We start from the raw sequence: 23,514 nt of genomic DNA, 5'->3' as shown, positions 1-23,514 counted from the left end.
CGACAGTCCAGCTGCGCCACCCCCGACCCGGGTCGCTTTGAGCGGAATCCTGAAATGAGCCAACAGTTTCAACACGATGTTCTGGTAATTGGCAGCGGTGCTGCCGGCTTGAGCCTTGCGCTGACCTTGCCCGGTCATTTGCGCATTGCCGTTCTGAGCAAGGGCAACCTCGCCAATGGCTCGACTTTCTGGGCCCAGGGCGGCGTTGCGGCCGTGCTGGACGACACCGATACCGTTGAATCTCATGTCGATGACACGCTCAATGCTGGCGGCGGCCTGTGCCATGAGGACGCCGTGCGCTTCACCGTCGAGCACAGCCGGGAAGCGATTCAATGGCTGATCGACCAGGGCGTGCCCTTTACCCGCGATGAACAGTCGGGTAACGAAGATGGCGGGTTCGAGTTCCACCTCACCCGCGAAGGCGGTCACAGCCATCGGCGCATCATCCATGCCGCCGATGCCACCGGCGCTGCCATTTTCACCACCCTGCTCGACCAGGCCCGGAAACGACCGAACATCGAACTGCTGGAACAGCGGGTTGCGGTTGACCTGATCACCGAGAAACGCCTGGGGCTCGAAGGTGATCGTTGCCTCGGCGCCTATGTGCTCAATCGCGGCACCGGCGAAGTCGACACCTACGGCGCCCGCTTTGTGATCCTCGCCTCCGGTGGTGCGGCCAAGGTTTACCTCTACACCAGTAACCCTGACGGCGCCTGCGGCGATGGCATCGCCATGGCCTGGCGCTCGGGCTGCCGGGTGGCGAACCTGGAATTCAACCAGTTCCACCCTACTTGCCTGTATCACCCGCAAGCCAAGAGCTTCCTGGTCACCGAAGCCCTGCGAGGCGAAGGTGCCCACCTCAAGCTGCCCAACGGCGAGCGCTTCATGCCACGCTTCGACCCACGGGCCGAGCTGGCACCACGGGACATCGTCGCCCGGGCCATCGACCATGAAATGAAGCGACTGGGTATTGATTGCGTCTATCTGGACATCAGCCACAAGCCCGAAGCCTTCATCAAGACGCACTTCCCGACGGTGTACGAACGCTGCCTGGAATTTTCCATCGATATCACCAAACAACCGATTCCGGTGGTCCCGGCGGCGCACTACACCTGCGGCGGCGTGATGGTCGATCAGCAGGGTCGCACCGATGTACCGGGGCTGTACGCCATTGGCGAAACCAGTTTCACCGGCCTGCACGGCGCCAACCGCATGGCCAGCAACTCGCTGCTGGAATGTTTCGTTTATGCCCGCTCGGCGGCGGCAGACATTCTTGAACAGCTGCCCCGGATTTCGATGCCAGCCCCCCTTCCCGTCTGGGATGCGAGCCAGGTCACCGATTCCGATGAAGACGTGATCATTGCGCACAACTGGGATGAACTGCGGCGATTCATGTGGGACTACGTTGGCATCGTGCGCACCAACAAGCGTCTGCAACGGGCGCAACACCGCGTGCAACTGTTGCTGGATGAGATCGACGAGTTCTATAGCAACTACAAGGTCAGCCGGGATTTGATCGAACTGCGCAACCTGGCCCAGGTGGCCGAGCTGATGATTCTGTCAGCCATGGAGCGCAAGGAAAGCCGTGGCCTGCATTACACCCTCGACTACCCGGACATGTTGCCAGTCGCGCTGGACACTATTCTGGTGCCGCCCACCTACGTCGGCTGAATTTGAGCCGGACCCGCAGGCGTCGGTGCACATCCGCTGCCTGCGCATCCCGGGGCACGCAAATGGCCCGGACCCGGCGCTCGCCACGTAGTCGGAAACGCAGTACCACCACCAACGGCAGCGCCAGGCTGTCCGGTCTCAGTTGCACGGGCTGCCAACCCTTGGCCCGACTCCACAACTGCCAGCCATCGGCATCGCGCCGCAAGCCGCAAAAGGCCTGCGGGTGGGTCAGCAGGATTTGCCGGGGCAACAGCCAGACTCCGTGAGCCACGCACAGCACGACGCCGAGTGAACTGGCCCAGACCGGAATTGACAGTAAAAACAAAGAACCCAACGCGAACAGCTGGGCCAGAAGATACGCCGCCAGCAACTGCCGTGAGGCATGCCAGCGGCATTCGAACCCATTACTTGGGCTGGACACGATCCAGGATCATGCGAACCATGCGTTGCAGCTCAGGATCTTCCGATTCGCTACGTTCCATGAACCAGCCGAACATGTCCTGATCTTCGCATTCGAGCAATCTGACGTAGCAGGCGCGATCAACCTCGTTGAGGTGCCGATAAACCTCTTTCACAAACGGCACCAGCAACACGTCAAGCTCAAGCATGCCGCGGCGGCTGTGCCAGTAGAGGCGGTTCAGTTCAACATCTTCGACCATGGAGCGCTCCTCAAATAGGCCGCAAGTATACAGGCCCGAGCCCGGTCGAACAGTCGGCTTTGGTCGGGCACCGACGAGCCTTTGTTAACTACCCATTTCGAAGGCGGCCCCTTATGATGTCCTCCAGACTTTTTACCCTGCGATGACCCATGGCCGATTCTGCTTTTTTCTGCACCCTTTCTCATGAAGGCGTTCTCGCGGTCCGCGGCGCGGACGCCAGCAAATTCCTGCAAGGCCAACTGACCTGCAACCTCAACTACCTGAGCGATTCCCGGGCCAGCCTCGGTGCGCGCTGCACGCAAAAAGGCCGGATGCAGTCGAGTTTCCGCATCCTGCTCGAGGGTGACGGCGTGGTCCTGGCCATGGCCACCGAATTGCTCGAACCGCAACTGGCGGACCTGAAAAAATACGCGGTGTTTTCCAAGTCGAAACTGACCGACGAAAGTACCGCCTGGGTCCGCTTCGGCATCGACCATGGCGACGCCGCACTGGTCAGCCTCGGTCTGGACCTGCCGGCAGAAACCGACAGCATAGTGCGCAACGATGGGCTGATCGCCATCCGTGTCTCGCCTGAACGTGCCGAGCTGTGGGTCGCCGCCGGTCAAGCCGACGCGGTCAAAGGCAAGCTTTCGGCGGTACTGAGCGAAGGCGATCTCAATCAATGGCTGCTGGGTCAGGTCCGCGCAGGGATCGGCCAGGTCATGCCCGGCACCCGCGAGTTGTTCATCCCGCAGATGCTCAACCTGCAAGCGATCGGTGGCGTGAGCTTCAAGAAAGGTTGCTACACCGGGCAGGAAATCGTCGCGCGGATGCAGTACCTGGGCAAACTCAAGCGCCGCCTGTATCGCCTGCAACTGGCTGCCGGCGAACCGCCTGAACCGGGTACCCCGCTGTTTTCCCCGACCCACAGCAGCTCCATCGGCGAAGTGGTGCTGGCTGCCCACGCCGGACAGAACATTGAACTCCTGGCTGTGTTGCAAGCCGAAGCAGCAGAAAGTGGAGACATCCACCTGGGCGCGCTCGAAGGGCCGTCCTTGCAGCTGCTCGACCTGCCTTATGAACTGGACCGCGACCGCGAAATCCAGCAATAACGGCAGCACTTGGCGCGACACCTAGAGAGACTAAATGAGCGAGCTGGCGGAAAAGGTCCAACAGGATTTGGTTGAGGCCATCAATAACGATGACCTGGTTCTGCCAACGTTACCGGAAGTGGCCCTGCAGATTCGCAAGGCCGCGGAAAACCCGGAAGTCAGCGTCAGTACCCTGAGCAAAGTGATCGGCCGTGATACCGCGCTGTCGGCACGCCTGATCAAAGTGGTCAACAGCCCACTGTTGCGCGCGGCCCAGGAAGTGACCGACCTGCATACCGCGATCACCCGCCTGGGTATCAACTACAGCTGTAACCTGGCAATCGGCCTGGTCATGGAACAGATATTCCATGCCCGCTCCGACGTGGTGGAACAGAAGATGCGCGATGTCTGGCGTAAAAGCCTGGAAATCGCCGGCGTCAGCTACGCCTTGTGCCGCTGCTACACACGACTCAAGCCCGACCAGGCGGCCCTTGGCGGACTGGTGCACCAGATCGGCGTTCTGCCGATCCTGACCTACGCCGAAGATCACTATGAGTTGCTGTCCGACCCGGTCAGCCTCAACCATGTGATCGACCGGATTCATCCGCTGATCGGCGAAAAACTGCTCAAGGTATGGGATTTTCCCGACATGCTGGTGCAAGTGCCGCGGCTATACCTGAACTTCAAGCGCCAGTCTGCGCAGGTCGACTATGTGGATCTGGTGCAGGTGGCCAGCCTGTATTGCCTGCAGGACACCGATCACCCGCTCGCCCGTGCCGATGCGCTGAATGTACCGGCCTACAAGGCACTCGGAATCGACTTTGACGACAAGGCGATATGCGCCGATCTGGAAGAAACGCGCACGATGTTTTACTGATAAAGACCGCGTTGCCCCCTTCGCGAGCAAGCCCGCTCCCACATTGAACGGAGTCGCCGCAGATCAAATGTGGGAGCGGGCTTGCTCGCGAAGAGGCCTGAACAGACGCTGCATCACTCCCCCGAAATGAAACTCACCCGCACCTTCAATCCTGCGTGCTCACCGTCATGCAGGCTGATCTGCGCCAGATGCGCGCGGCAGATCTCACCGACAATCGCCAGACCCAATCCGGAACCGGCCACTTGCTGATTGCGTCGGTAAAAGCGCTCGAATACCCGATCCCGCTCTTCAAGAGGTATGCCGGGGCCATCATCTTCGACTTCCAGCACGGCGGGCGCCGAGACCCGCAGAATCACGTTGCCACCTGGCGGCGTGTGGGCCAGTGCGTTATCCACCAGATTGCTCAGCAGTTCGTTCAATAACGTCGGTTCGCCCCGCAGCCAGACCGGTTCATCCGCCTCCAGCGCCAGCGCGATACCACGCTTGTGGGCCAACGGCGCCATGGCCATGCCCAAATCCCGAGCCAACTGACTCAGGTCGAGTAACTGCGCGCCGCCTTCGGCAATCGCCCGGGCGCCATTTTCGACCCGTGCTAGGGAAAGCAACTGATTGGCCAGATGGGTCAAGCGATCAGTGCCCTGGGCGGCAGTCTCCAGCGTGCTGCGCCAGGTTTCGGGCTCGGCCGAGCGCATGCCCAGTTCCAGGCGCGCCTTGAGCGCCGCCAGCGGCGTGCGCAGTTCGTGGGCGGCATCGGCGATGAATTGCGCCTGCTTCTCGAACTGCCCGCGCAAGCGCTCGGTAAAGTGATTGAGTGCGCGCACCAACGGCCACAATTCGCGCTGCACTTCCACCAGCGGCAAGGGGCGCAGATCGTCCGGCTGGCGCTCTTCCACCGCCGTGCGCAAGCGCTCCAGCGGGCGCAACGCGGCACTCACCGCGAACCACACCAACATCAAGGCCCCACCCGCCAGCATGCCCAGGCGCAGCAAAGTATCTGTCGCCAGGCTGCGGGCCATGCTGACGCGCGCTTCATCGGTTTCCGCCACGCGAATTTCCGCCATGCCGTTCATGTTCGGCTCGCTCACGGGTTTGAGCAGGCTCACCACGCGCACGTTCTGCCCGCGGTACTGGGCGTTGTAGAAACGTGCCAGCGCCGGATAGTCATCGGTGCGCGGCGTTCCCGGCGGTGGCGCCGGCAGGTTTTCGTAACCGGAAATCAGCTTCTGATTGATGTCGTTGACCAGGTAGAAAATTCGCCCGGCACTGTCGTAGGCAAACGTATCGAGGGCCACGTAGGGCACGTCGGCACTCAGGGTGCCGTCGCGCTGGGAGACGCCGGCGGCGATGGTTCGCGCCGAGGCCAGCAGGGTCCGGTCATAGGCCGTGTCGGCAGCTTCGCGCCCGTTCCAGTAGGCACTCAAACCACTGGCCAGCATCAACACCACCAGCAACAGCGCCAGGTTCCACAGCAACCGCCAACGCAGGCTGCTGGGCTTATGCATCGCGGCTTTCCAGCAAGTAACCGAGACCACGGAAGGTCACGATGGCGACCGGCTGGCCGTCGAGTTTCTTGCGCAGGCGGTGCACATAGATTTCGATGGCATCGGGGCTGGCTTCTTCGTCGAGGCCGAATACTTGAGAAGCCAGTTGCTCCTTGCTCATCACCCGACCGGGGCGCGCGATCAGGGCTTCGAGCACGGCCTGTTCGCGGGAGGTCAGGGTCAGCAATTCTTCGCCGAGGGTGAAACGCCGGGTTTCCAGGTCGTAGGCCAGCACACCACAACGCTGAATGCGTTCACCGCCCAGCACACTGCGGCGCAACAAGGCTTTGACCCGGGCTTCGAGCTCGGTCAGTTCGAACGGCTTGGCCAGGTAGTCGTCGGCCCCAAGGTTCAGGCCGTGGACCCGATCCTTGACGTCGCTACGGGCGGTCAGCATCAACACCGGCAGGTTCTTGCCCCGCGCCCGCAAACGCGCCAGCACTTCGAAACCATCCATGCGCGGCAAGCCGACGTCGAGGATCGCCATGGCGTACTCCTCGCTGCCCAGCGCCAGGTCGGCTGCCACGCCATCGTGCAGAACGTCCACGGTCAGCCCGGTGCTTTTGAGCGCCTGGGCGACACTTTCGGCGAGCTGCAAATGGTCTTCGACGAGCAGAACACGCATGGATCTTTACCTCATTCAGGGATGGTCGACGCCATTCTTTGGCGCGGAGTTTACAGCGGCATCCGTCGCTGTGAAGCCCGAAAAATCGTGAAAGTCTTCTGAAAGGTTAGCGAAAGGTTAGCCCGTTAGAGTCTGACCACGGACAGTTTCGACTGCCGTCGCTGCAGCCACACAGCGATACGAAAAACGCCTCGAAGCGTTTTCGACAAATAAGAACAATAAACGGAGTAAGTCATCCATGCAGTCCCTGCAGACCCAGGCTATCGCGCCTGCCCGCCTCTCCCGTTTCAGCCACACTGCGCTTGCCAGCGCTGCCGCCCTTGCCGGCTTTTCACCATTGAGCCAGGCCGCATTCTTCGAAGACAGCTCGGCCACTTTCGAAACCCGCAACATGTACTTCAATCGCGATTTTCGCGACGGCACCAGCGCCCAACAGTCCAAGCGTGACGAGTGGGCCCAGGGGTTCATGCTCAATCTGAAATCAGGCTACACCGACGGCACCGTGGGGTTCGGTGTCGATGCGCTGGGCATGATGGGGGTCAAGCTCGATTCAAGCCCGGACCGTACCGGTACTGGCCTGCTGCCGACCGACGATGGGCGGGCCGTCGACGAATACTCCAAGCTCGGCCTGACCGGCAAAATGAAAATCTCCGCCAGCGAGCTGAAGATCGGCACCCTGATCCCGGAACTGCCGATCCTCAAGCCCAACGACGGGCGCATCCTGCCGCAGACCTTCGAAGGCGGCATGCTGACTTCCAAGGAGATCAAGAACCTGACCTTCACCGGCGGACGTCTGGATAAAGCCAAGGACCGCGACAGCACCGACTTCGAGGACATTGCCCTCAACAACAAGAACGGCCGTTTCGCTGGCACCGTGGCCGGCAAGCACTTTGATTTTGGCGGCATGGACTACAAGTTCACCGACAAGATCACCGGCAGCTACCACTTCGCGCAACTCGATGAAGTCTACAACCAGCATTTCCTCGGTTTGATCGCCTCGCAGCCGTTCGGCCCCGGCACCTTTGGCACCGACCTGCGGTTTGCCATCAGTGACGACCAGGGCGAAGCCCGCGGCGGCCCGATCGACAACAAATCCCTCAACGGCCTGGTGAGTTACGCCTTGAGCGGGCACAAGCTCAGCGCAGGCTACCAGCACATGTCCGGCGACAGCGCGTTCCCGTATGTGGATGGCGCCGACCCGTACCTGGTGAACTTCGTACAGATCAACGACTTTGCCGGGGCTGAAGAACGCTCCTGGCAAGCGCGTTATGACTTCGACTTCGTCACTCTTGGCGTCCCTGGCCTGACCTTCATGAGCCGTTACGTGAGCGGTGACAACATCAAGCTCAAGAACGGTGACGAAGGCAAAGAATGGGAACGCAACTCCGAGATTAAATATGTTGTACAAAGCGGCGCGCTCAAGGATGTCGCCGTGCGCCTGCGCAATGCCACCTACCGCTCCAACTACTCTGCTCGCGATGCCGATGAAGTGCGTCTGCTGGTGAGCTATAGCGTTGCCCTTTGGTAATTCAGTGCGTCAATAACAACAACTCCCAAGGAGACTTGAATGAACCTGTCAATGCGTAAACTAGCCCTCGCCGCCAGCGTCCTGCTGTTCACCGGCCAAGCGCTTGCCGAACCCAAACGCCCGGAATGCATCGCCCCGGCCTCGCCCGGCGGTGGTTTCGACCTGACCTGCAAACTGGCGCAAAGCGCGCTGATCAACGAAAAACTGCTGACCAAACCGATGCGCGTGACCTACATGCCCGGCGGTGTCGGCGCGGTGGCGTACAACGCGGTGGTCGCCCAGCGTCCGGCCGATGCTGGCACCCTGGTGGCCTGGTCCAGCGGCTCGCTGCTGAACCTGGCCCAGGGCAAGTTCGGTCGTTTCGATGAAACCAACGTGCGCTGGCTGGCCGCCGTAGGCACCAGCTATGGCGCCATCGCAGTGAAGAGCGATTCGCCCTACAAGACCCTGGACGATCTCGTGCAGGCACTGAAGAAAGATCCGAGCAAAGTGGTGATCGGTTCTGGCGGCACCGTCGGCAGCCAGGACTGGATGCAAACCGCGCTGATCGCCAAGGCCGCCGGGATCAACCCCCGTGACCTGCGTTACGTTGCCCTCGAAGGTGGCGGCGAAATCGCTACCGCCCTGCTCGGTGGTCACATCCAGGTCGGCAGCACCGACATCTCCGACTCCATGCCCCACATCCAGAGCGGCGACATGCGCCTGCTGGCGGTGTTCTCCGACAAGCGCCTGGACGAGCCGGAAATGAAGGACATTCCGACCGCCCGCGAGCAAGGCTATGACATCGTCTGGCCAGTGGTCCGTGGTTTCTACCTTGGGCCAAAAGTCAGCGATGAAGACTATGCCTGGTGGAAGGATTCCTTCGACAAACTGCTGGCCTCTCCCGAGTTCGCCAAGCTGCGCGATCAGCGTGAACTGTTCCCGTTCGCCATGACCGGCCCGGAACTGGACACCTACGTGAAGAAGCAGGTTGCGGACTACAAAGTGCTGGCCAAAGAGTTCGGCCTGATCCAGTGATCGCCTCTGTCTAGCGGCCGCGGCTCCGTTTGGCGGAGTCGCGGCACAGGAGTTCCCCATGCTCTTACAACGCATTTTTGCTTCGGTGCTGTTGCTGGCCTGTCTCAGCCTGGTGCTGATGGCCTTGCCCTACCAGGCACCTTTTTCCTACGAACCGATCGGCCCCCGCGCGTTCCCCCTGTTGATGCTGGGACTGATGGGCCTGGCCCTGGTTTACATGGTGTATCGCCCCTCGCCGATCAAACACACCGATGAAGATCCGCCGATGGATCGCGAGACCCTGACCAAGATTGGTGTCTGCGTACTGTTGCTGCTGGTCTTCGCCGGGCTGTTCGAACCGCTGGGTTTCATCCTCAGCAGCATGCTGGTTGGCATACCGATGGCTCGCCTGTACGGCGGGCGCTGGCTGCCGGGCGCGATAATCATCAGCCTGATGAGCGTCGGTCTGTACCTGCTGTTCGACAAAGTCATGGACGTGCCACTGCCTCTGGGCCTGCTCGACGTTCTGGAGAACTGATATGGATACGCTTGGTTATTTGAGTCACGGCTTCGGCGTCGCGCTAACCCCTTACAACCTGGTGACTGCACTCAGCGGCACATTGATCGGCACCGTTGTCGGCCTGCTTCCGGGGCTGGGCCCGATCAACGGCGTGGCGTTGCTGATCCCGATCGCTTTTGCGTTGGGCCTACCACCCGAGTCGGCACTGATCCTATTGGCCGCGGTTTACCTGGGTTGCGAATATGGCGGGCGGATCAGTTCGATTCTACTGAACATCCCAGGCGAAGCGTCGACCGTGATGACCACCCTCGACGGTTACCCAATGGCCCGTCAGGGGCTGGCCGGTGTAGCGTTGTCGCTGTCGGCGTGGAGTTCATTCATCGGCGCTTTCATTGCCACCTGCGGGATGGTGGTGTTTGCGCCGATACTGGCGAAATGGGCGATTGCCTTCGGTCCCGCGGAATACTTCGTACTGATGGTATTTGCGATTGTCTGCCTCGGCGGCATGGCCGGGGATCGACCGCTGAAGACATTCATCGCGGCGTTGATCGGCCTGTTCCTGTCGACCGTCGGCATTGATGCCAACAGTGGTGTGTACCGGTTCACCGGCGACAACATCCACCTCACCGACGGCATTCAGTTCGTGGTGCTGGTGCTGGGCCTGTTCTCCATCAGCGAAATTCTATTGCTGCTGGAAAAAACCCACCGTGGCCAGGAAGCCTTCCAGGCCACCGGCCGGATGATGTTCAACTTCAAGGAAGCCGCATCGGTATTTTGGGTGAACATGCGTTGCGGTGTGCTCGGCTTCATCATGGGCGTACTGCCGGGTGCCGGCGCAACGCTGGCCAGTGCCGTGGCCTACATGACCGAGAAACGCATCGCTGGCCCAAGCGGAAAATTCGGACAAGGTGACAAACGTGGCCTGGCCGCCCCGGAAACCGCCATTGGCGCAGAAGCTTGCGGTGCACTGGTACCGATGCTGACCCTCGGCGTTCCCGGTTCGGGCACCACGGCCGTGATGATCGGCGCGCTGTCGCTGTACAACATCACGCCAGGCCCACTGCTGTTTCAACAGCAACCAGACATCGTCTGGGGCCTGATCGCATCGTTGTTCATCGCTAACATCATGCTGGTGATCCTGAATATTCCGATGATCCGCATCTTCACCAAAATCCTTGCCGTGCCGAACTGGGCGCTGGTGCCGATGATCGCAATCATCACCGCCATTGGCGTGTACGCCGTGCATGCCACGACCTTCGACCTGTTCCTGATGATCGGCATCGGCATCTTCGGCTATATCCTGCGCAAGCTGGACTTCCCGTTGTCGCCGGTTTTGCTGGGTTTCATCCTCGGTGGCTTGATGGAGCAGAATCTGCGTCGGGCGCTGTCGATTTCCAACGGTTCGCTGGATATTCTCTGGTCGAGCGGTATCACCGTCGGTGTCTGGGGGTTGATCGTGGTCATGTTGCTGGTGCCGATTGTACGCATTTGGCGTAAACGTTCAGTGGCGCAACGCGTTATCGCCGATGTCTGATCGGTCCCCCTTCAAACTCTGGTGGGGAACCCCGCTGGTCGGCCTGCTGGGCGGTTACCTCGCCAGCCAGGTCGGCTGGCCTTTGCCGTGGATGGTCGGCTCGTTGCTGGCGATCATCCTAGTGCGCTGCCTGACACCCTGGCAATTGGCCGAAATCCCTGGCGGCCGCAAGTGCGGCCAGTGGATCGTCGGTATCGGTATCGGCCTGCATTTCACTCCTGTGGTGATGGAGCAGGTACTCAGTCATTTCGGTCTGATCTTCTTCGGTGCGTTGGTCACCAGCCTGTCGGCGGTCGTCGGCGTGTGGCTGATGCGCCGCACCGGTGAAGATCGCGCCACGGCGTTCTTTTCCAGCATGCCCGGTGGTTCCGGGGAGATGGTCAACCTCGGCGCCCGCAATGGTGCGGTGCTCAGCCGTGTGGCGGCGGGGCAGAGTTTGCGGGTGTTGGTGGTCGTGCTGTGCGTACCGGCAGCCTTCAAGTATTTGCTGGGTGACGGTGCACCGATTTCCCACGTCGGCAGCATCGATTGGCGCTGGCTGGCGGTGTTGTTTCCCGCTGGTGCGTTGGCGGCCTGGATCTGGGAGCGCCTGCGTCAACCCAACCCTTGGCTGTTCGGGCCCTTGCTGGTCAGCGCGGCAGTCAGCATCGGCTGGGATCTGCACATCGGTTTGCCCAATGGCGGTAGCCAGATTGGCCAATGGTTGATTGGTAGCGGTCTGGGCTGTCACTTCAACCGGCAGTTTTTCCGGCGTGCGCCATCGTTCATGGGGCGCACCTTGATCGGCACGGTGTTGACCATGCTGATCGCCACGGTGGCGGCATTGGGTTTGAGTGCGCTGACCCATCTGGATCTGCGTTCACTGACATTGGGCATGATGCCCGGCGGGATTGCCGAGATGAGCCTGACGGCGGAAACCCTGCAACTGTCGGTGCCGCTGGTGACGGCGATGCAGGTGATGCGGCTGTTGTTTGTGTTGTTTCTGGCGGAACCGTTGTTCAAGTACTGGAATCGCAATCCGGATTCAGTCTGAAAGACCGAGTCGCCTGCTTCGCGAGCAAGCCCGCTCCCACAGGGTTCGCGTGATCCTTGTGGGAGCGGGCTTGCTCGCGAAGAGGCCCTCCAAATCAACGCTTAAACCGGCGGCAACCGCCACTCGATCGGTGTCTCGCCATTCTGCTCCAGAAACTTGTTGGTCCGGCTGAAGTGCCCGCAACCGAGGAAGCCGCGATAGGCCGACAGCGGTGACGGGTGCACCGAGGTCAGCACCAGATGTTTGGTGGCATCGATCAGCTTCTGCTTGCTCTGGGCATGGGCGCCCCACAGCATGAATACCAGATGCGGTTGCTGTTGGCTGACCACTTCAATGACTCGATCCGTGAAAAACTGCCAGCCCTTGTCCTTGTGCGCATTGGCGTTGGCGCGCTCGACGGTCATGGTGGTGTTGAGCATCAGCACGCCCTGATCGGCCCAGCTCTGCAGGTAGCCATGGTTGGGGATGTCGATGTTCAGGTCGCGCTTGAGTTCTTTGTAAATGTTCACCAGCGACGGTGGCGCCGGCACGCCCGGTTGCACCGAGAAGCACAGACCATGGGCCTGGCCCGGGCCGTGATAAGGATCCTGACCGAGGATCACTACCTTGACCCTGCCCAGCGGCGTGGAATTGAGCGCGTTGAAAATCATCGGCCCCGGCGGATAGATCTCCTTGCCGGCCGCCCGCTCCTGTTGCAGGAAGTTTCGCAACTCTGCCATGTAGGGCTGGTCGAATTCGGCACGCAGTGCGTCCTTCCAGCCCGGTTCGAGTTTGATACGGTCGTCAGCGGTCATGGTTACATCCGGCAAAAACAATGGGGCGAACCCTAGGAAAGCGCATCACGCTTGTCAATTGATCTGATGCAGATCCGGCACTTTCCCACACAGCGATCATACTTAACCCTCAAATTCCCGATCGAGGTCACGATGAATCTGCACTTCGAAGAACTCACCGGCACCGACGGCGCACGCATCGGCATCGCCAGCCTGGATGCCGAAAAATCCCTGAACGCCCTGTCCCTGCCGATGATCAACGCCCTGCGCGACCGCATGGAGGCCTGGGCCAAGGACCCGCAGATCGTCTGCGTGCTGTTGCGCGGCAATGGCGCCAAGGCCTTTTGCGCCGGCGGCGAAGTGCGCAGCCTGGTGGAAGCCTGTCGCGTCCATCCGGGTGAAGTACCGCCACTGGCTGCGCAGTTTTTTGCGGCGGAATATCGCCTGGACTTCAAACTTCATACCTACCCGAAACCGCTGATCTGCTGGGGCCATGGCTATGTACTCGGCGGCGGCATGGGACTGTTGCAAGGGGCAAGCACCCGCATCGTCACGCCGAGCAGCCGCCTGGCCATGCCCGAGATCAGCATCGGCCTGTACCCGGACGTTGGCGCCAGTTGGTTTCTGTCGCGCCTGCCCGGCAAGCTCGGGTTGTTCCTGGGCCTGACCGGTGCCCACATGAACGGCCGCGACGCCATCGACCTGGACCTGGCCGATCGTTTCCTGCTCGATGAGCAGCAGCCGAAATTGATCGAAGGCCTGTTGCAATTGAACTGGCAGGAACAGACACCCATGCAGCTCAACAGCCTGCTCAAGGCCTTGCAGCAGGAAGCCGTGGCACAGATGCCCGAAGCCCAGTGGCTGCCGCGCCGCCAGCAGATCGACGAACTGCTGGATGTCAGCGACGTGCGTTGCGCCTGGAAGGCCATCAGCGCCTTGCGCGATCACACCGACCTGTTGCTGAGCCGCGCAGCCAGGACCCTGAGCGAAGGCGCGCCGCTGACCGCTCATCTGGTGTGGGAACAGATCATCCGTGCCCGCCACCTGTCGCTGGCCGAAGTCTTCCAGATGGAATACACCCTGAGCCTCAACTGCTGTCGGCATCCGGAATTCAGCGAAGGCGTACGTGCCCGGTTGATCGACAAGGACCAGAAGCCGCACTGGCACTGGCCGGACGTCAATAACGTGCCGGACGCGGTGGTAGAGGCGCATTTTCACAAGGCATGGGAAGGTCGGCATCCGTTGGCGGATTTGTCCGAATACTGAAGTCCGGGCATAAAAAATGTGGGAGCGAGCCTGCTCGCTCCCACAGGTTTTGTATTCAGTTTAATGATTAGCGGTGATTGCCCCGCCCGCTGCGATAGCCGCGCCCGTCGTGACCGCGATAGTCGTTGTTCCAGTTCCCGCGGTTACGGCCGTCCCAGCTATGGTTCTGATGCATGCGGTAGTCACCCCGCGACGGCTGATAGTAACGAGGGGCCGACTGGTAATGGCGCGAGGGTTGATACATCCGCGGCTGCGAGTAATAGCGCGACGGGTGATAGATCCGCGGCTGTGAATAATAGCGCGGTGTCGGCTGGTAATACCGCGCTGGAGGCACGTAGTACCGGGGCGGCGGTGTGTAGTAACCGCCACCATTGGAGTAGTAGGAACTCCCTCCGGCGTAATAGGTTGGCGAAGGCGAGGTATAGACCTCGGAACTGTAGTAACTGCCTCCTTCATCGTAGTAAGGCACGCACCCACCAAGGGACAATCCCAACACAGCTAGCAGAAGAATTCGACAGAGCATGGCGGCCTCCTGGACCGCGGGTAAGCCACACCAGCGACGCTGGCAGGCGACAGTCAAATGTTCGCTGACTGTCGAAACATCAGACACCGAATTCGGAATCTGGTGCGTCCGTGAAACAAGTAGAAACATCTGGCCGATGAAAGGTTTTTCATCCATTCGCGCCCTGATCAACGGTGGCCACCGCGATGTCCACCGCCATGATGCCCACCGCCGTGGCCACGGTAGTAACCATGCCCACCGTAGTAATAGGCGCGATAGCCACCGTAATAACGCGGACCGTAGTAACCGTAGTAATAGGGCGAGTAGTTGCCGGGGTAGTAATAAGATCCCCCGTAGGGGTCGGCAGGACCGGCGTAGTAGTAGCAGCCAGACAATCCAAGACCGAGCACTGCACCTAACAACAATCGACGTAACATGGCGGCCTCCGTAAAGACCTGTGACAACAGTCGGCACACACCGACTGACACCTGTTTTGACTGGCAATCCCCTGCCAAGTGCGACGTTGCACTCACCTTCTGATCAGCGGCGGACAGGTTCCAATGCGGTGCACCAGCGCACCATCACAAGGCAGTGCGCCTTTCCAATCAACACCGTCGACCTCCCTGTCCCCCACGCTAGAGCGCTCGGGCCAACTTGGCACGCCTCTCGCTTTATTAAAACCGTGCAGGAGTCACTACAGGTTCGCGGCACCACAATTTGCAATGGCTGACTAGGGTTCCGGCTCGCAATCGCGAGTGACTGGTCCGAGAGTTGGCGACCTCCAGTTGAGGTTACACGGCGGGACAAAAGCCCGGGAGACAAGCCACCGTTAGCGGTGCCGCTGCCGTCCTGTCCGTCCTTGATCAACTGGAGAACCACCATGTCCCAGCTTCGTTTACCCACCCTGCTCGCCGCTGCGTTCGCAGCCCTCGTGAGCTTCTCGCCCCAGGCTGCACAGAAAGACCACTTCAGCGTGTGCTGGACGATCTACGCCGGCTGGATGCCCTGGGAATACGCCGGCAGCCAGGGCATCGTCGACAAATGGGCGAAGAAGTACGGCATCAAGATCGATGTGGTGCAGCTCAACGACTACGTCGAATCGATCAACCAGTACACCGCCGGCCAGTTCGACGGTTGCACCATGACCAACATGGACGCGCTGACCATTCCGGCCGCCGGCGGCGTAGACAGCACCGCGCTGATCATCAGCGATTTCTCCAACGGCAACGACGGCATCGTACTCAAGGGCGAAGGCAGGAAAGTCGCCGACCTCAAGGGCATGGACGTCAACCTGGTGGAGCTCTCTGTCTCCCACTACCTGCTGGCCCGGGCCCTGGATTCGGTGGACCTCACCGAGAAAGACCTGAAAGTGGTCAACACCTCCGACGCCGATATCTCGGCCGCCTTCAACACCGATCAGGTCAACGCCGTCACCACCTGGAACCCGATGCTCTCGGACATCAAGGCCAAGCCTGCGGTGACCGAGGTGTTCAACTCCAGCCAGATCCCCGGCGAAATCATGGACATGATGGTGGTCAACTCCCAGACCCTCAAAGACAACCCGGCCCTCGGCAAGGCACTGACCGGCGCCTGGTTCGAAGTGGTCGAGCTGATGAACGCGAAAAACGCCGCCAGCAAAGCCGCCCTGGAGCACATGGCCAAGGCCTCTGGTACTGACCTGGCGGGTTTCCAGGCGCAACTGGATACCACCAAGTTGTTCGCCACCCCGAAAGAAGCCCTGGCGTTCAGCACCAGCAAGCAACTGCCGGAAACCATGCGCAAGGTCGCCGAGTTCTCCTTCCAGCACGGCTTGCTGGGTGAAGGCGCCAGGGACACCAGCGCGGTCGGCATGGCCTTCGCCAACGGCGTGACCAGCGGCGACAAGGGCAACCTCAAGCTGCGCTTCGACCCGAGTTACGTGCAGATGGCCGCCGACGCCAAGCTGTAATCAGGAGAACTGGCCATGCGCCTGATCAACCGTCACCCGGACCGCCCGAGTCGCCTGTTGCTGGTGATCCTGCCGTTCGCCCTGGTGCTGTTCGCCTACTTCATGGGCTCGGCCGAGCGACTGGCGGAAAACCCCAACGACAAGCTGCTGCCCAGCGCCATGCAGATGACCGACGCGGTGAAACGCCTGGCCTTCGTCGCCGACAGCCGCACTGGCGAATACCTGCTCTGGCAGGACACGGCGTCCAGCCTGCAGCGCCTGGCCATTGGCCTGGGCATCAGCGCCCTGGCCGGGCTGTGCCTGGGTATCGCCGCCGGTACCCTGCCGCTGTTCGGTGCGCCGTTGTCACCCTTGCTGACCGTGCTGTCGATGGTGCCACCGCTGGCGATCCTGCCGATCCTGTTCATCGTCTTTGGTTTGGGTGAGTTGTCGAAAGTGATGCTGATCGTGATCGGCATTACTCCGGCGCTGGCCCGGGACCTGGAACAGCGCGCCCGGGAAATTCCCGTGGAGTTGCTGATCAAGGCCCAGACCCTCGGCGCGTCTACCTGGACCCTGATGCTGCGGGTGGTGTTGCCGCAACTGCTGCCACGCCTGTTGATCTCGTTGCGCTTGATGCTCGGCTCGGCGTGGCTGTTCCTGATTGCCGCCGAAGCCATCGCCTCCACCGACGGCCTCGGCTACCGGATTTTCCTGGTGCGCCGCTACCTGGCGATGGACGTGATTTTGCCCTACGTGGTGTGGATCACCCTGCTCGCCTGGCTGATGGATTGGGGCCTCAAGTACCTCACCCGCCGTGCTTTTCCCTGGTATGAAGGAGCGGCCAAATGAGCTTCATCACCGTCAAAAACGTCTGGCAGCAATACGCCGATCAGGTGGTGCTCGAAGGCCTCAACCTTAACGTCAACGAAGGTGAGTTCTGCACCCTCGTGGGCGCTTCCGGTTGCGGCAAATCGACCTTCCTTCGCCTGCTGCTCGGCCAGGAACGCGCCAGTCGCGGCGAGATCCTGCTCGACGGTCAGCCCTTGGCCGGTGAGCCTGACGCCAGCCGTGGCGTGGTGTTCCAGCGCTACTCGGTGTTCCCGCATCTGAGCGTGCTGGACAACGTCGCCCTCGGCCTTGAACTGCCCCGCTCGCGTTTGCTTGGACGCCTGTTTGGCAGCGCGAAAAAAGAGGCCCGCGAACAGGCTTCGGTGCTGCTGCACAAAGTCGGCCTGGGCCACTCGCTGGACAAGTACCCGGCGCAACTCTCCGGCGGCATGCAACAACGGCTGGCCATCGCCCAGGCGCTGATCATGAAGCCGCGGGTGTTGCTGCTCGACGAACCGTTCGGCGCCCTCGACCCGGGCATCCGCAAAGACATGCACGCCTTGCTCCTGGAGTTGTGGCGCGAGACCCGACTGACAGTGTTCATGGTCACCCATGACCTGTCCGAAGGCTTCAGCCTGGGCACACGCCTGCTGGTGTTCGACAAGGTCCGCCTCGACCCGCATGCGCCCGGCCGCTATGGCGCACGCATCACCTACGACATCCCTTTGAACAGCGACCGCCGCACCCGCCGTGCCGCCGTCGACGCCCTGCCAGTGTAACTGGCGGGCTCACTTCGAACCGCTTGAGAGGGTTTTGCCCATGACTGATTCGACCCGACTGTTCCCGCCCTTCGCCGAGGAAATGCTCCCCGGCGGCGGCCATCGTTCCTTCGTGCTCAAACGCGGCCAATTGCTGCGCCTGACCGACATTCGCGGCGGCGCCAACGTCAGCCTGACGTTGCTCAACGCCAATGAAAAAACCGAACGGCTGAACCTGCCCGACAGCCTCAAGTGCCAACACACCGCCAAGCTCACCACCGGCCACTGCCTGTACTCGGACATGGGCCGCGTGCTGGCCGCCATCACTGCCGACACCTGCGGCTGGAGCGACAGCCTTGGCGGCGTGCTCTGCGCTGAAGAAGTGGCGCAAAAGTACGGCACGGGCCGCTACCAGGAACTGCGCAACGGTTTCTTCCGCAACGGTACCGACAACCTGTTGGTGGAGCTGGGCAAGTGGGGGCTGGGCCTGTCCGATCTGCTGATGACCCTCAACCTGTTCAGCCGCGTGAGCGTCGATGACGCCGGGCGCTTCCATTTCGTAGAAGGCAATTCCAAGGCTGGCGACTACATCGAGTTGTACGCGCCGATGGACACCCTGGTGGTGCTCACCGCCCTGCAGCACCCGATGGACCCGTCGCCGGAATATGCACCGAAACCCTTGAAGCTGAGCTGGATGAACGCCGACGCCAGCGTCGCCGAACACTGCCGCACCTCGCGCCCGGAGAACGAGCGCGGCTTCATCAACACCGACCGTTTGTTTGCCTGAGGATCGCTGCCATGTCACTCGCAATCGCCACCGCTCCACAGTCGCCTGAAACGGCCGTCTACCGCGCCACCATCCCCGCCGGCGAGCCCTGGCTGATGGAGGTCAAGGCCGGCCAGACCCTGCGCATCCTCGACCTTGAGGGCAATCAGGCTGTCGACACCTTGTTCTACAGCGTTGCCAACCCCAGGGAGCGCTACGACGTGCAGCGCACCCTGCGTCGGCAGAACAGCGTGTACCTGAGCACTGGCAGCGTGCTCTATTCCAACCTCGGCAAACCGATGCTGACCATCGTCGCCGACACTTGCGGGCGTCACGACACCCTGGGCGGCGCCTGTGCGCAAGAGAGCAACACCGTGCGCTACGCCCTGGAAAAACGCTACATGCACAGCTGCCGCGACAACTACCTGCGCGCCTGTGCTCACGATGGCCGCCTGGGCAAGGGCGACATCGGGCCGAACATCAACTTCTTCATGAACGTACCGGTCACCGCAGACGGCGGCCTGAGCTTCGAAGACGGCATCTCGGCACCGGGCAAGTACGTCGACCTGCGGGCCGAGATGGACGTGATCGTGCTGATCTCCAACTGCCCGCAACTGAACAACCCCTGCAACGCCTACAACCCCACCCCTGCGGAGCTGCTGGTATGGAACTGAAACTTTCGCGGTTGCGGCGTTGGTTGTTTGCCTTGTGCCAGGCCCGTTCCGGGCAGTGCCTGAAACAGTAAAAACACTGAATAACCCTGTGGGAGCGAGCTTGCTCGCGATAGCGGTGTGTCAGTCACCATCAATGTTGAAAGTGCTGACGCCATCGCGAGCAAGCTCGCTCCCACAGGGGTTCGGCGGTGATTTGAAGAAATCTGATTCTGCCACCGGGGACGACCCCGATGCCTTTCGAAAAACTGCGGGACGGCCCGCATCCCAGTCGAGGCTGATGCGCTATCGCCTCCGGGGGTTATGCCATGTTCGAAAAAGTCCTGATTGCCAACCGTGGCGCCATTGCCTGCCGCATCCTGCGGACCTTGCGGGAGCTGCAAGTGCAGGGCGTTGCCGTGTACTCCGAAGCCGATGCCGCCAGCCTGCACATCCTGCAAGCCGATGAAGCCCACAGCCTCGGTGAAGGTGCAGCGGCTGGAACTTATCTTGCGGTGGACAAGATCCTCGCCATCGCCAAGTCCAGCGGCGCCACCGCGATCCATCCCGGCTACGGCTTTCTTTCAGAAAACGCCGCATTCGCCGAAGCCTGCGAGGACGCCAACATCGCCTTCATCGGCCCGACGCCCGAACAACTGCGGGTGTTCGGCCTCAAGCACACCGCCCGCGCCCTGGCCAAACAACATGGCGTGCCGATGCTCGAAGGCACCGAACTGCTCGACAGCCTCGATGCAGCGCTGCTGGCCGGTGAACAGGTCGGCTACCCGGTGATGCTCAAGAGTACCGCCGGCGGTGGCGGCATCGGCATGCGCGTGTGCCGCAGCGCGGCCGAGTTGAGCGAATCCTTCGAAGCGGTCAAGCGTCTGGGCCAGAACAATTTCAGCGACGCCGGGGTGTTCATCGAGAAGTACATCCAGCGCGCCCGCCATCTGGAAGTGCAGGTGTTCGGCGACGGTCGCGGCGAAGTGATCGCCCTCGGCGTGCGCGACTGCTCGGTACAGCGCCGCAACCAGAAAGTCCTCGAAGAAACCCCGGCACCGAACCTGCCCGACGGCATGGCCGAAGAGCTGTGCGCGGCGGCGATCAAATTGGCCAAGGCAGTGAATTACCGCAGCGCCGGCACCGTGGAGTTTGTGTTCGACAGCGAGGCCCAGCGCTTCTATTTCCTGGAGGTGAACACCCGTTTGCAGGTGGAACACGGTGTCACCGAACAGGTGTGGGGCGTCGACCTGGTGCGCTGGATGGTGCAACTGGCGGCCGGTGACCTGCCGCCCCTGAGCGAACTGATGCAGGGTTTGCAACCGGTGGGCCATGCGATCCAGGCGCGGTTGTATGCCGAAGATCCGGGCCGCGACTTTCAACCCAGCCCGGGCTTGCTCACCGCCGTGGATTTCCCGGTAGCCAATGGCATTGAACTGCGTATCGACACCTGGGTCGAGGCTGGCTGCGAGATCCCGCCCTACTTCGACCCGATGATCGCCAAGGTCATCAGTTGGGCGCCGACTCGCGAAGAGGCCACCGCGGATCTGCATCAGGCGCTGGGGGTCAGCCTGCTCTACGGCGTGGAAACCAACCGCGACTACCTGCGGCAGATTCTGCTCGATGTGCCTTTCGCCAGCGGCCAGCCGTGGACTCGTTGCCTGGAAGGACTGGTCTATCAGGCCAACACCTTTGAAGTGCTCAGCGCCGGTACCCAGACCAGCATTCAGGACTACCCCGGGCGCCTCGGTTACTGGGCGGTTGGCGTGCCGCCATCGGGGCCGATGGACAGTCGGGCGCTGCGTCTGGGCAACCGTTTGCTGGGCAATGACGAAGGCGCGGCGGCGCTGGAAATCACCATGAGCGGGCCGTTGCTGCGCTTCAATTGCGAGACGGTGTTGGCGGTGACCGGGGCGGTGATTCCATTGCAGCTCAACGGCGAAGCTGTGCCGATGAACACTGCGCTGTTGGTCGCCGCAGGATCCACCTTGAGCCTCGGCACCATTGCCGGCGCGGGTGTGCGCAGCTATCTGTGCCTGCGTGGCGGCCTGCAAGTACCGGATTATCTGGGCAGCAAAAGCACCTTCACCCTCGGCCAGTTTGGCGGCCACGGTGGCCGCGCGTTGCGAGCCGGTGATGTGTTGCACCTGCCGGCCCTGAATGACCGCCGTGCCGGTCAGCAACTGGCTGAAGAGCAGGTCACCGAGTTGCCGGCGATTCGGCAGATCCGGGTGATCTACGGCCCCCACGGCGCCCCGGAATACTTCACGGAAAACTACATCGGCACCTTCTTCGCCACGCAGTGGGAAGTGCATTTCAACTCCAGCCGCACCGGTGTGCGCCTGATCGGGCCGAAGCCTGAGTGGGTGCGTGCCGACGGTGGTGAAGCCGGTTTGCATCCGTCGAACATCCACGACAATCCGTATGCGATCGGCGCGGTGGATTTTACCGGAGACATGCCGGTGATCCTCGGTCCGGATGGCCCGAGCCTTGGCGGGTTCGTGTGTCCGGTGACCGTGATCGAGGCGGATCTTTGGCAACTGGGGCAGCTCAAGGCTGGGGACAAGGTGCAGTTCTCCCCCGTCGACCTCAAGACTGCCCGCACCCTGGCCTTGAAATGGGATCAATGTGGGAGCGGGCTTGCTCGCGAAGAGGGCGTGTCAGTCAACATTGATGTGTCTGAAGCACCGCTTTCGCGAGCAAGCCCGCTCCCACAGGGGATGGTGTCGCCTGTTGTATTGGACATTGGGCAGGACGACACACGCCTGGTGGCAAGGCTGTCCGGCGACACCCATCTGCTGCTGGAAATCGGCGCCCCCGAACTGGACCTGGTCCTGCGCTTTCGCGCCCACGCCCTGATGCAGGCGCTGGAAAGCAAAGACCTGCACGGCGTGATCGACCTGACACCTGGCATCCGTTCCCTGCAAATCCACTATCAACCCGAACAACTGCCACTGTCCGACCTGCTCGGCATCGTTGCCGGCGAATGGGACGCCGTATGCGCCGCCAAGGACCTGCAAGTGCCCTCGCGCTTCGTGCATCTGCCACTGTCCTGGGACGACCCGGCGTGCCAATTGGCCATCGAGAAATACATGACCACGGTGCGCAAGGACGCGCCGTGGTGCCCGAGCAACCTGGAGTTCATCCGCCGCATCAACGACCTGCCGAACCTCGACGAAGTGCAGCGCACGGTGTTCGACGCCAGTTACCTGGTGATGGGCCTGGGCGACGTTTACCTCGGCGCACCGGTCGCCACCCCGCTCGACCCGCGCCATCGCCTGGTGACCACCAAGTACAACCCGGCGCGCACCTGGACCGCGGAAAACTCGGTAGGCATCGGTGGCGCCTACATGTGCGTCTACGGCATGGAAGGCCCCGGCGGCTATCAGTTTGTCGGGCGCACGTTGCAGATGTGGAACCGCTACCGCGAAGTCGCCGCGTTCGATGGCAAACCCTGGTTGCTGCGGTTTTTCGACCAGATCCGTTTCTACCCGGTCAGCGCCGATGAACTGCTGCGCATCCGCCGGGATTTCCCCCTCGGGCGCTTCGACCTGAGCATCGAGCACAGTCAGTTGAACCTGGCGGATTACCAGGCGTTCCTGGCCCGGGAAGCCGAGACCATCGAGGCGTTTCGCGATCAGCAAAAAGGCGCATTCAATGCCGAGCGCGAACGCTGGATCGCCAGTGGCCAGGCGCATTTCGACAGTGAAGAACTGGCCCCGGAGGCCACCGAAGATGCACCGCTGGAAAACGGCCAGCAGAGCGTCGACAGCCACATCGCCGGCAACCTCTGGCAGGTTCAGGTCGAGACCGGTAGCCGCGTCGAGGCCGGCGATGTGCTGGTGATCCTGGAGTCGATGAAGATGGAAATCCCCCTGCTCGCCCCGATGGCCGGCGTGGTGCGCGAGATTCGCGTGCAACCGGGTTCGGCGGTTCGCGCCGGGCAGCGCGTCGTGGTGCTGGAACTTGACTGAACCCATGTTGAAA

At 61.6% G+C, this 23,514-nt stretch carries 22 protein-coding genes and 1 riboswitch; of the genes, 15 read left to right on the top strand and 7 right to left on the bottom strand.

The window, feature by feature from the left end; all coding sequences use genetic code 11:
• The first annotated feature begins 54 nt into the window (after positions 1-54).
• The gene (gene nadB, locus AC3IP0_RS06955; RefSeq protein ID WP_489326988.1) at positions 55-1,671 is read left to right on the top strand and encodes an L-aspartate oxidase; all 1,617 of its coding nucleotides are present in this window, start codon (positions 55-57) and stop codon (positions 1,669-1,671) included.
• Here nadB and AC3IP0_RS06950 read toward each other — a convergent pair.
• Positions 1,640-2,092: a protein YgfX gene (locus AC3IP0_RS06950; protein ID WP_489318726.1), complete on the bottom strand. Its 453-nt coding sequence runs from the start codon at positions 2,090-2,092 to the stop codon at positions 1,640-1,642. The genes nadB and AC3IP0_RS06950 overlap by 32 nt on opposite strands.
• Positions 2,076-2,330: an FAD assembly factor SdhE gene (locus AC3IP0_RS06945; protein WP_057716026.1), complete on the bottom strand. Its 255-nt coding sequence runs from the start codon at positions 2,328-2,330 to the stop codon at positions 2,076-2,078. Before AC3IP0_RS06945 ends, AC3IP0_RS06950 begins: the two co-directional genes overlap by 17 nt.
• A gap of 149 nt (positions 2,331-2,479) precedes the next feature.
• Here AC3IP0_RS06945 and ygfZ point away from each other — a divergent pair, with 149 nt between their 5' ends.
• Entirely contained in the window at positions 2,480-3,421 is a 942-nt protein-coding gene (gene ygfZ, locus AC3IP0_RS06940) for a CAF17-like 4Fe-4S cluster assembly/insertion protein YgfZ (protein WP_489318725.1), read from the top strand.
• A 34-nt stretch (positions 3,422-3,455) separates the two neighbouring features.
• Complete coding sequence (locus AC3IP0_RS06935) at positions 3,456-4,277, top strand: HDOD domain-containing protein (protein WP_489326986.1); 822 nt, start codon at positions 3,456-3,458, stop codon at positions 4,275-4,277.
• A 113-nt stretch (positions 4,278-4,390) separates the two neighbouring features.
• Here the strand turns inward: AC3IP0_RS06935 and AC3IP0_RS06930 are convergent, their stop codons facing one another.
• Together AC3IP0_RS06930 and AC3IP0_RS06925 are read right to left on the bottom strand one after the other, a co-directional pair.
• On the bottom strand, positions 4,391-5,779 hold the full coding sequence (locus tag AC3IP0_RS06930) for a sensor histidine kinase N-terminal domain-containing protein (protein WP_489318723.1): 1,389 nt from the start codon (positions 5,777-5,779) through the stop codon (positions 4,391-4,393).
• On the bottom strand, positions 5,772-6,443 hold the full coding sequence (locus AC3IP0_RS06925; RefSeq protein ID WP_007979804.1) for a response regulator: 672 nt from the start codon (positions 6,441-6,443) through the stop codon (positions 5,772-5,774). Before AC3IP0_RS06925 ends, AC3IP0_RS06930 begins: the two co-directional genes overlap by 8 nt.
• 238 nt (positions 6,444-6,681) lie before the next feature.
• On the opposite strand from AC3IP0_RS06925, the gene AC3IP0_RS06920 reads away from it, so the two are divergent.
• The 5 genes from AC3IP0_RS06920 to AC3IP0_RS06900 are packed head-to-tail and all read left to right on the top strand — an operon-like array spanning position 6,682 to position 12,054.
• The gene (locus tag AC3IP0_RS06920) at positions 6,682-7,971 is read left to right on the top strand and encodes an OprD family porin (RefSeq protein ID WP_489326984.1); all 1,290 of its coding nucleotides are present in this window, start codon (positions 6,682-6,684) and stop codon (positions 7,969-7,971) included.
• Positions 7,972-8,010: 39 nt separating this feature from the next.
• Positions 8,011-8,988 (top strand): Bug family tripartite tricarboxylate transporter substrate binding protein, encoded by a 978-nt coding sequence (locus AC3IP0_RS06915; protein ID WP_489318721.1) that lies wholly within the window; start codon positions 8,011-8,013, stop codon positions 8,986-8,988.
• Positions 8,989-9,046: 58 nt separating this feature from the next.
• Complete coding sequence (locus AC3IP0_RS06910) at positions 9,047-9,505, top strand: tripartite tricarboxylate transporter TctB family protein (protein WP_102698996.1); 459 nt, start codon at positions 9,047-9,049, stop codon at positions 9,503-9,505.
• A 1-nt stretch (position 9,506) separates the two neighbouring features.
• Positions 9,507-11,021 (top strand): tripartite tricarboxylate transporter permease, encoded by a 1,515-nt coding sequence (locus AC3IP0_RS06905; protein ID WP_489318720.1) that lies wholly within the window; start codon positions 9,507-9,509, stop codon positions 11,019-11,021.
• Entirely contained in the window at positions 11,014-12,054 is a 1,041-nt protein-coding gene (locus AC3IP0_RS06900; protein WP_489318719.1) for an AbrB family transcriptional regulator, read from the top strand. The genes AC3IP0_RS06905 and AC3IP0_RS06900 overlap by 8 nt, the downstream gene beginning before the upstream one ends.
• A 101-nt stretch (positions 12,055-12,155) precedes the next feature.
• Here AC3IP0_RS06900 and ung read toward each other — a convergent pair whose 3' ends face one another.
• Positions 12,156-12,848, bottom strand: coding sequence for a uracil-DNA glycosylase (gene ung / locus AC3IP0_RS06895; protein ID WP_489326983.1), 693 nt, complete (start codon positions 12,846-12,848; stop codon positions 12,156-12,158).
• A 132-nt stretch (positions 12,849-12,980) separates the two neighbouring features.
• On the opposite strand from ung, the gene AC3IP0_RS06890 reads away from it, so the two are divergent.
• Positions 12,981-14,093: an enoyl-CoA hydratase/isomerase family protein gene (locus AC3IP0_RS06890; protein WP_489318717.1), complete on the top strand. Its 1,113-nt coding sequence runs from the start codon at positions 12,981-12,983 to the stop codon at positions 14,091-14,093.
• A 67-nt stretch (positions 14,094-14,160) separates the two neighbouring features.
• Here AC3IP0_RS06890 and AC3IP0_RS06885 read toward each other — a convergent pair whose 3' ends face one another.
• Both AC3IP0_RS06885 and AC3IP0_RS06880 read right to left on the bottom strand, forming a co-directional pair.
• The gene (locus tag AC3IP0_RS06885) at positions 14,161-14,616 is read right to left on the bottom strand and encodes a hypothetical protein (RefSeq protein WP_489326982.1); all 456 of its coding nucleotides are present in this window, start codon (positions 14,614-14,616) and stop codon (positions 14,161-14,163) included.
• 167 nt (positions 14,617-14,783) lie between these two features.
• Complete coding sequence (locus tag AC3IP0_RS06880) at positions 14,784-15,032, bottom strand: hypothetical protein (protein ID WP_489326980.1); 249 nt, start codon at positions 15,030-15,032, stop codon at positions 14,784-14,786.
• 282 nt (positions 15,033-15,314) lie between these two features.
• Positions 15,315-15,415: riboswitch (guanidine-I (ykkC/yxkD leader) on the top strand.
• Between the two features lie 60 nt (positions 15,416-15,475).
• On the opposite strand from AC3IP0_RS06880, the gene AC3IP0_RS06875 reads away from it, so the two are divergent.
• The 6 genes from AC3IP0_RS06875 (at position 15,476) to uca (ending at position 23,501) form a co-directional block, all read left to right on the top strand.
• Positions 15,476-16,543, top strand: coding sequence for a putative urea ABC transporter substrate-binding protein (locus AC3IP0_RS06875; RefSeq protein ID WP_489326979.1), 1,068 nt, complete (start codon positions 15,476-15,478; stop codon positions 16,541-16,543).
• A 15-nt stretch (positions 16,544-16,558) separates the two neighbouring features.
• A complete protein-coding gene (locus AC3IP0_RS06870) occupies positions 16,559-17,374 on the top strand; it encodes an ABC transporter permease (protein WP_489318713.1) in 816 nt (271 codons plus the stop codon).
• Complete coding sequence (locus tag AC3IP0_RS06865; RefSeq protein ID WP_489326978.1) at positions 17,371-18,132, top strand: ABC transporter ATP-binding protein; 762 nt, start codon at positions 17,371-17,373, stop codon at positions 18,130-18,132. Before AC3IP0_RS06870 ends, AC3IP0_RS06865 begins: the two co-directional genes overlap by 4 nt.
• 40 nt (positions 18,133-18,172) lie before the next feature.
• Positions 18,173-18,898: an urea amidolyase associated protein UAAP1 gene (locus AC3IP0_RS06860; RefSeq protein WP_489326977.1), complete on the top strand. Its 726-nt coding sequence runs from the start codon at positions 18,173-18,175 to the stop codon at positions 18,896-18,898.
• Between the two features lie 11 nt (positions 18,899-18,909).
• Positions 18,910-19,551, top strand: coding sequence for an urea amidolyase associated protein UAAP2 (locus tag AC3IP0_RS06855; protein ID WP_489326976.1), 642 nt, complete (start codon positions 18,910-18,912; stop codon positions 19,549-19,551).
• 305 nt (positions 19,552-19,856) lie between these two features.
• A complete protein-coding gene (gene uca / locus AC3IP0_RS06850) occupies positions 19,857-23,501 on the top strand; it encodes an urea carboxylase (protein WP_489326975.1) in 3,645 nt (1,214 codons plus the stop codon).
• The last annotated feature ends 13 nt before the right edge of the window (positions 23,502-23,514 follow it).

The sequence above is a fragment of the Pseudomonas sp. GL_103 genome, assembly GCF_057835175.1.
Note: the sequence above shows the minus strand (reverse complement) of the source record. Positions and strands in the feature narration are given on the sequence as shown.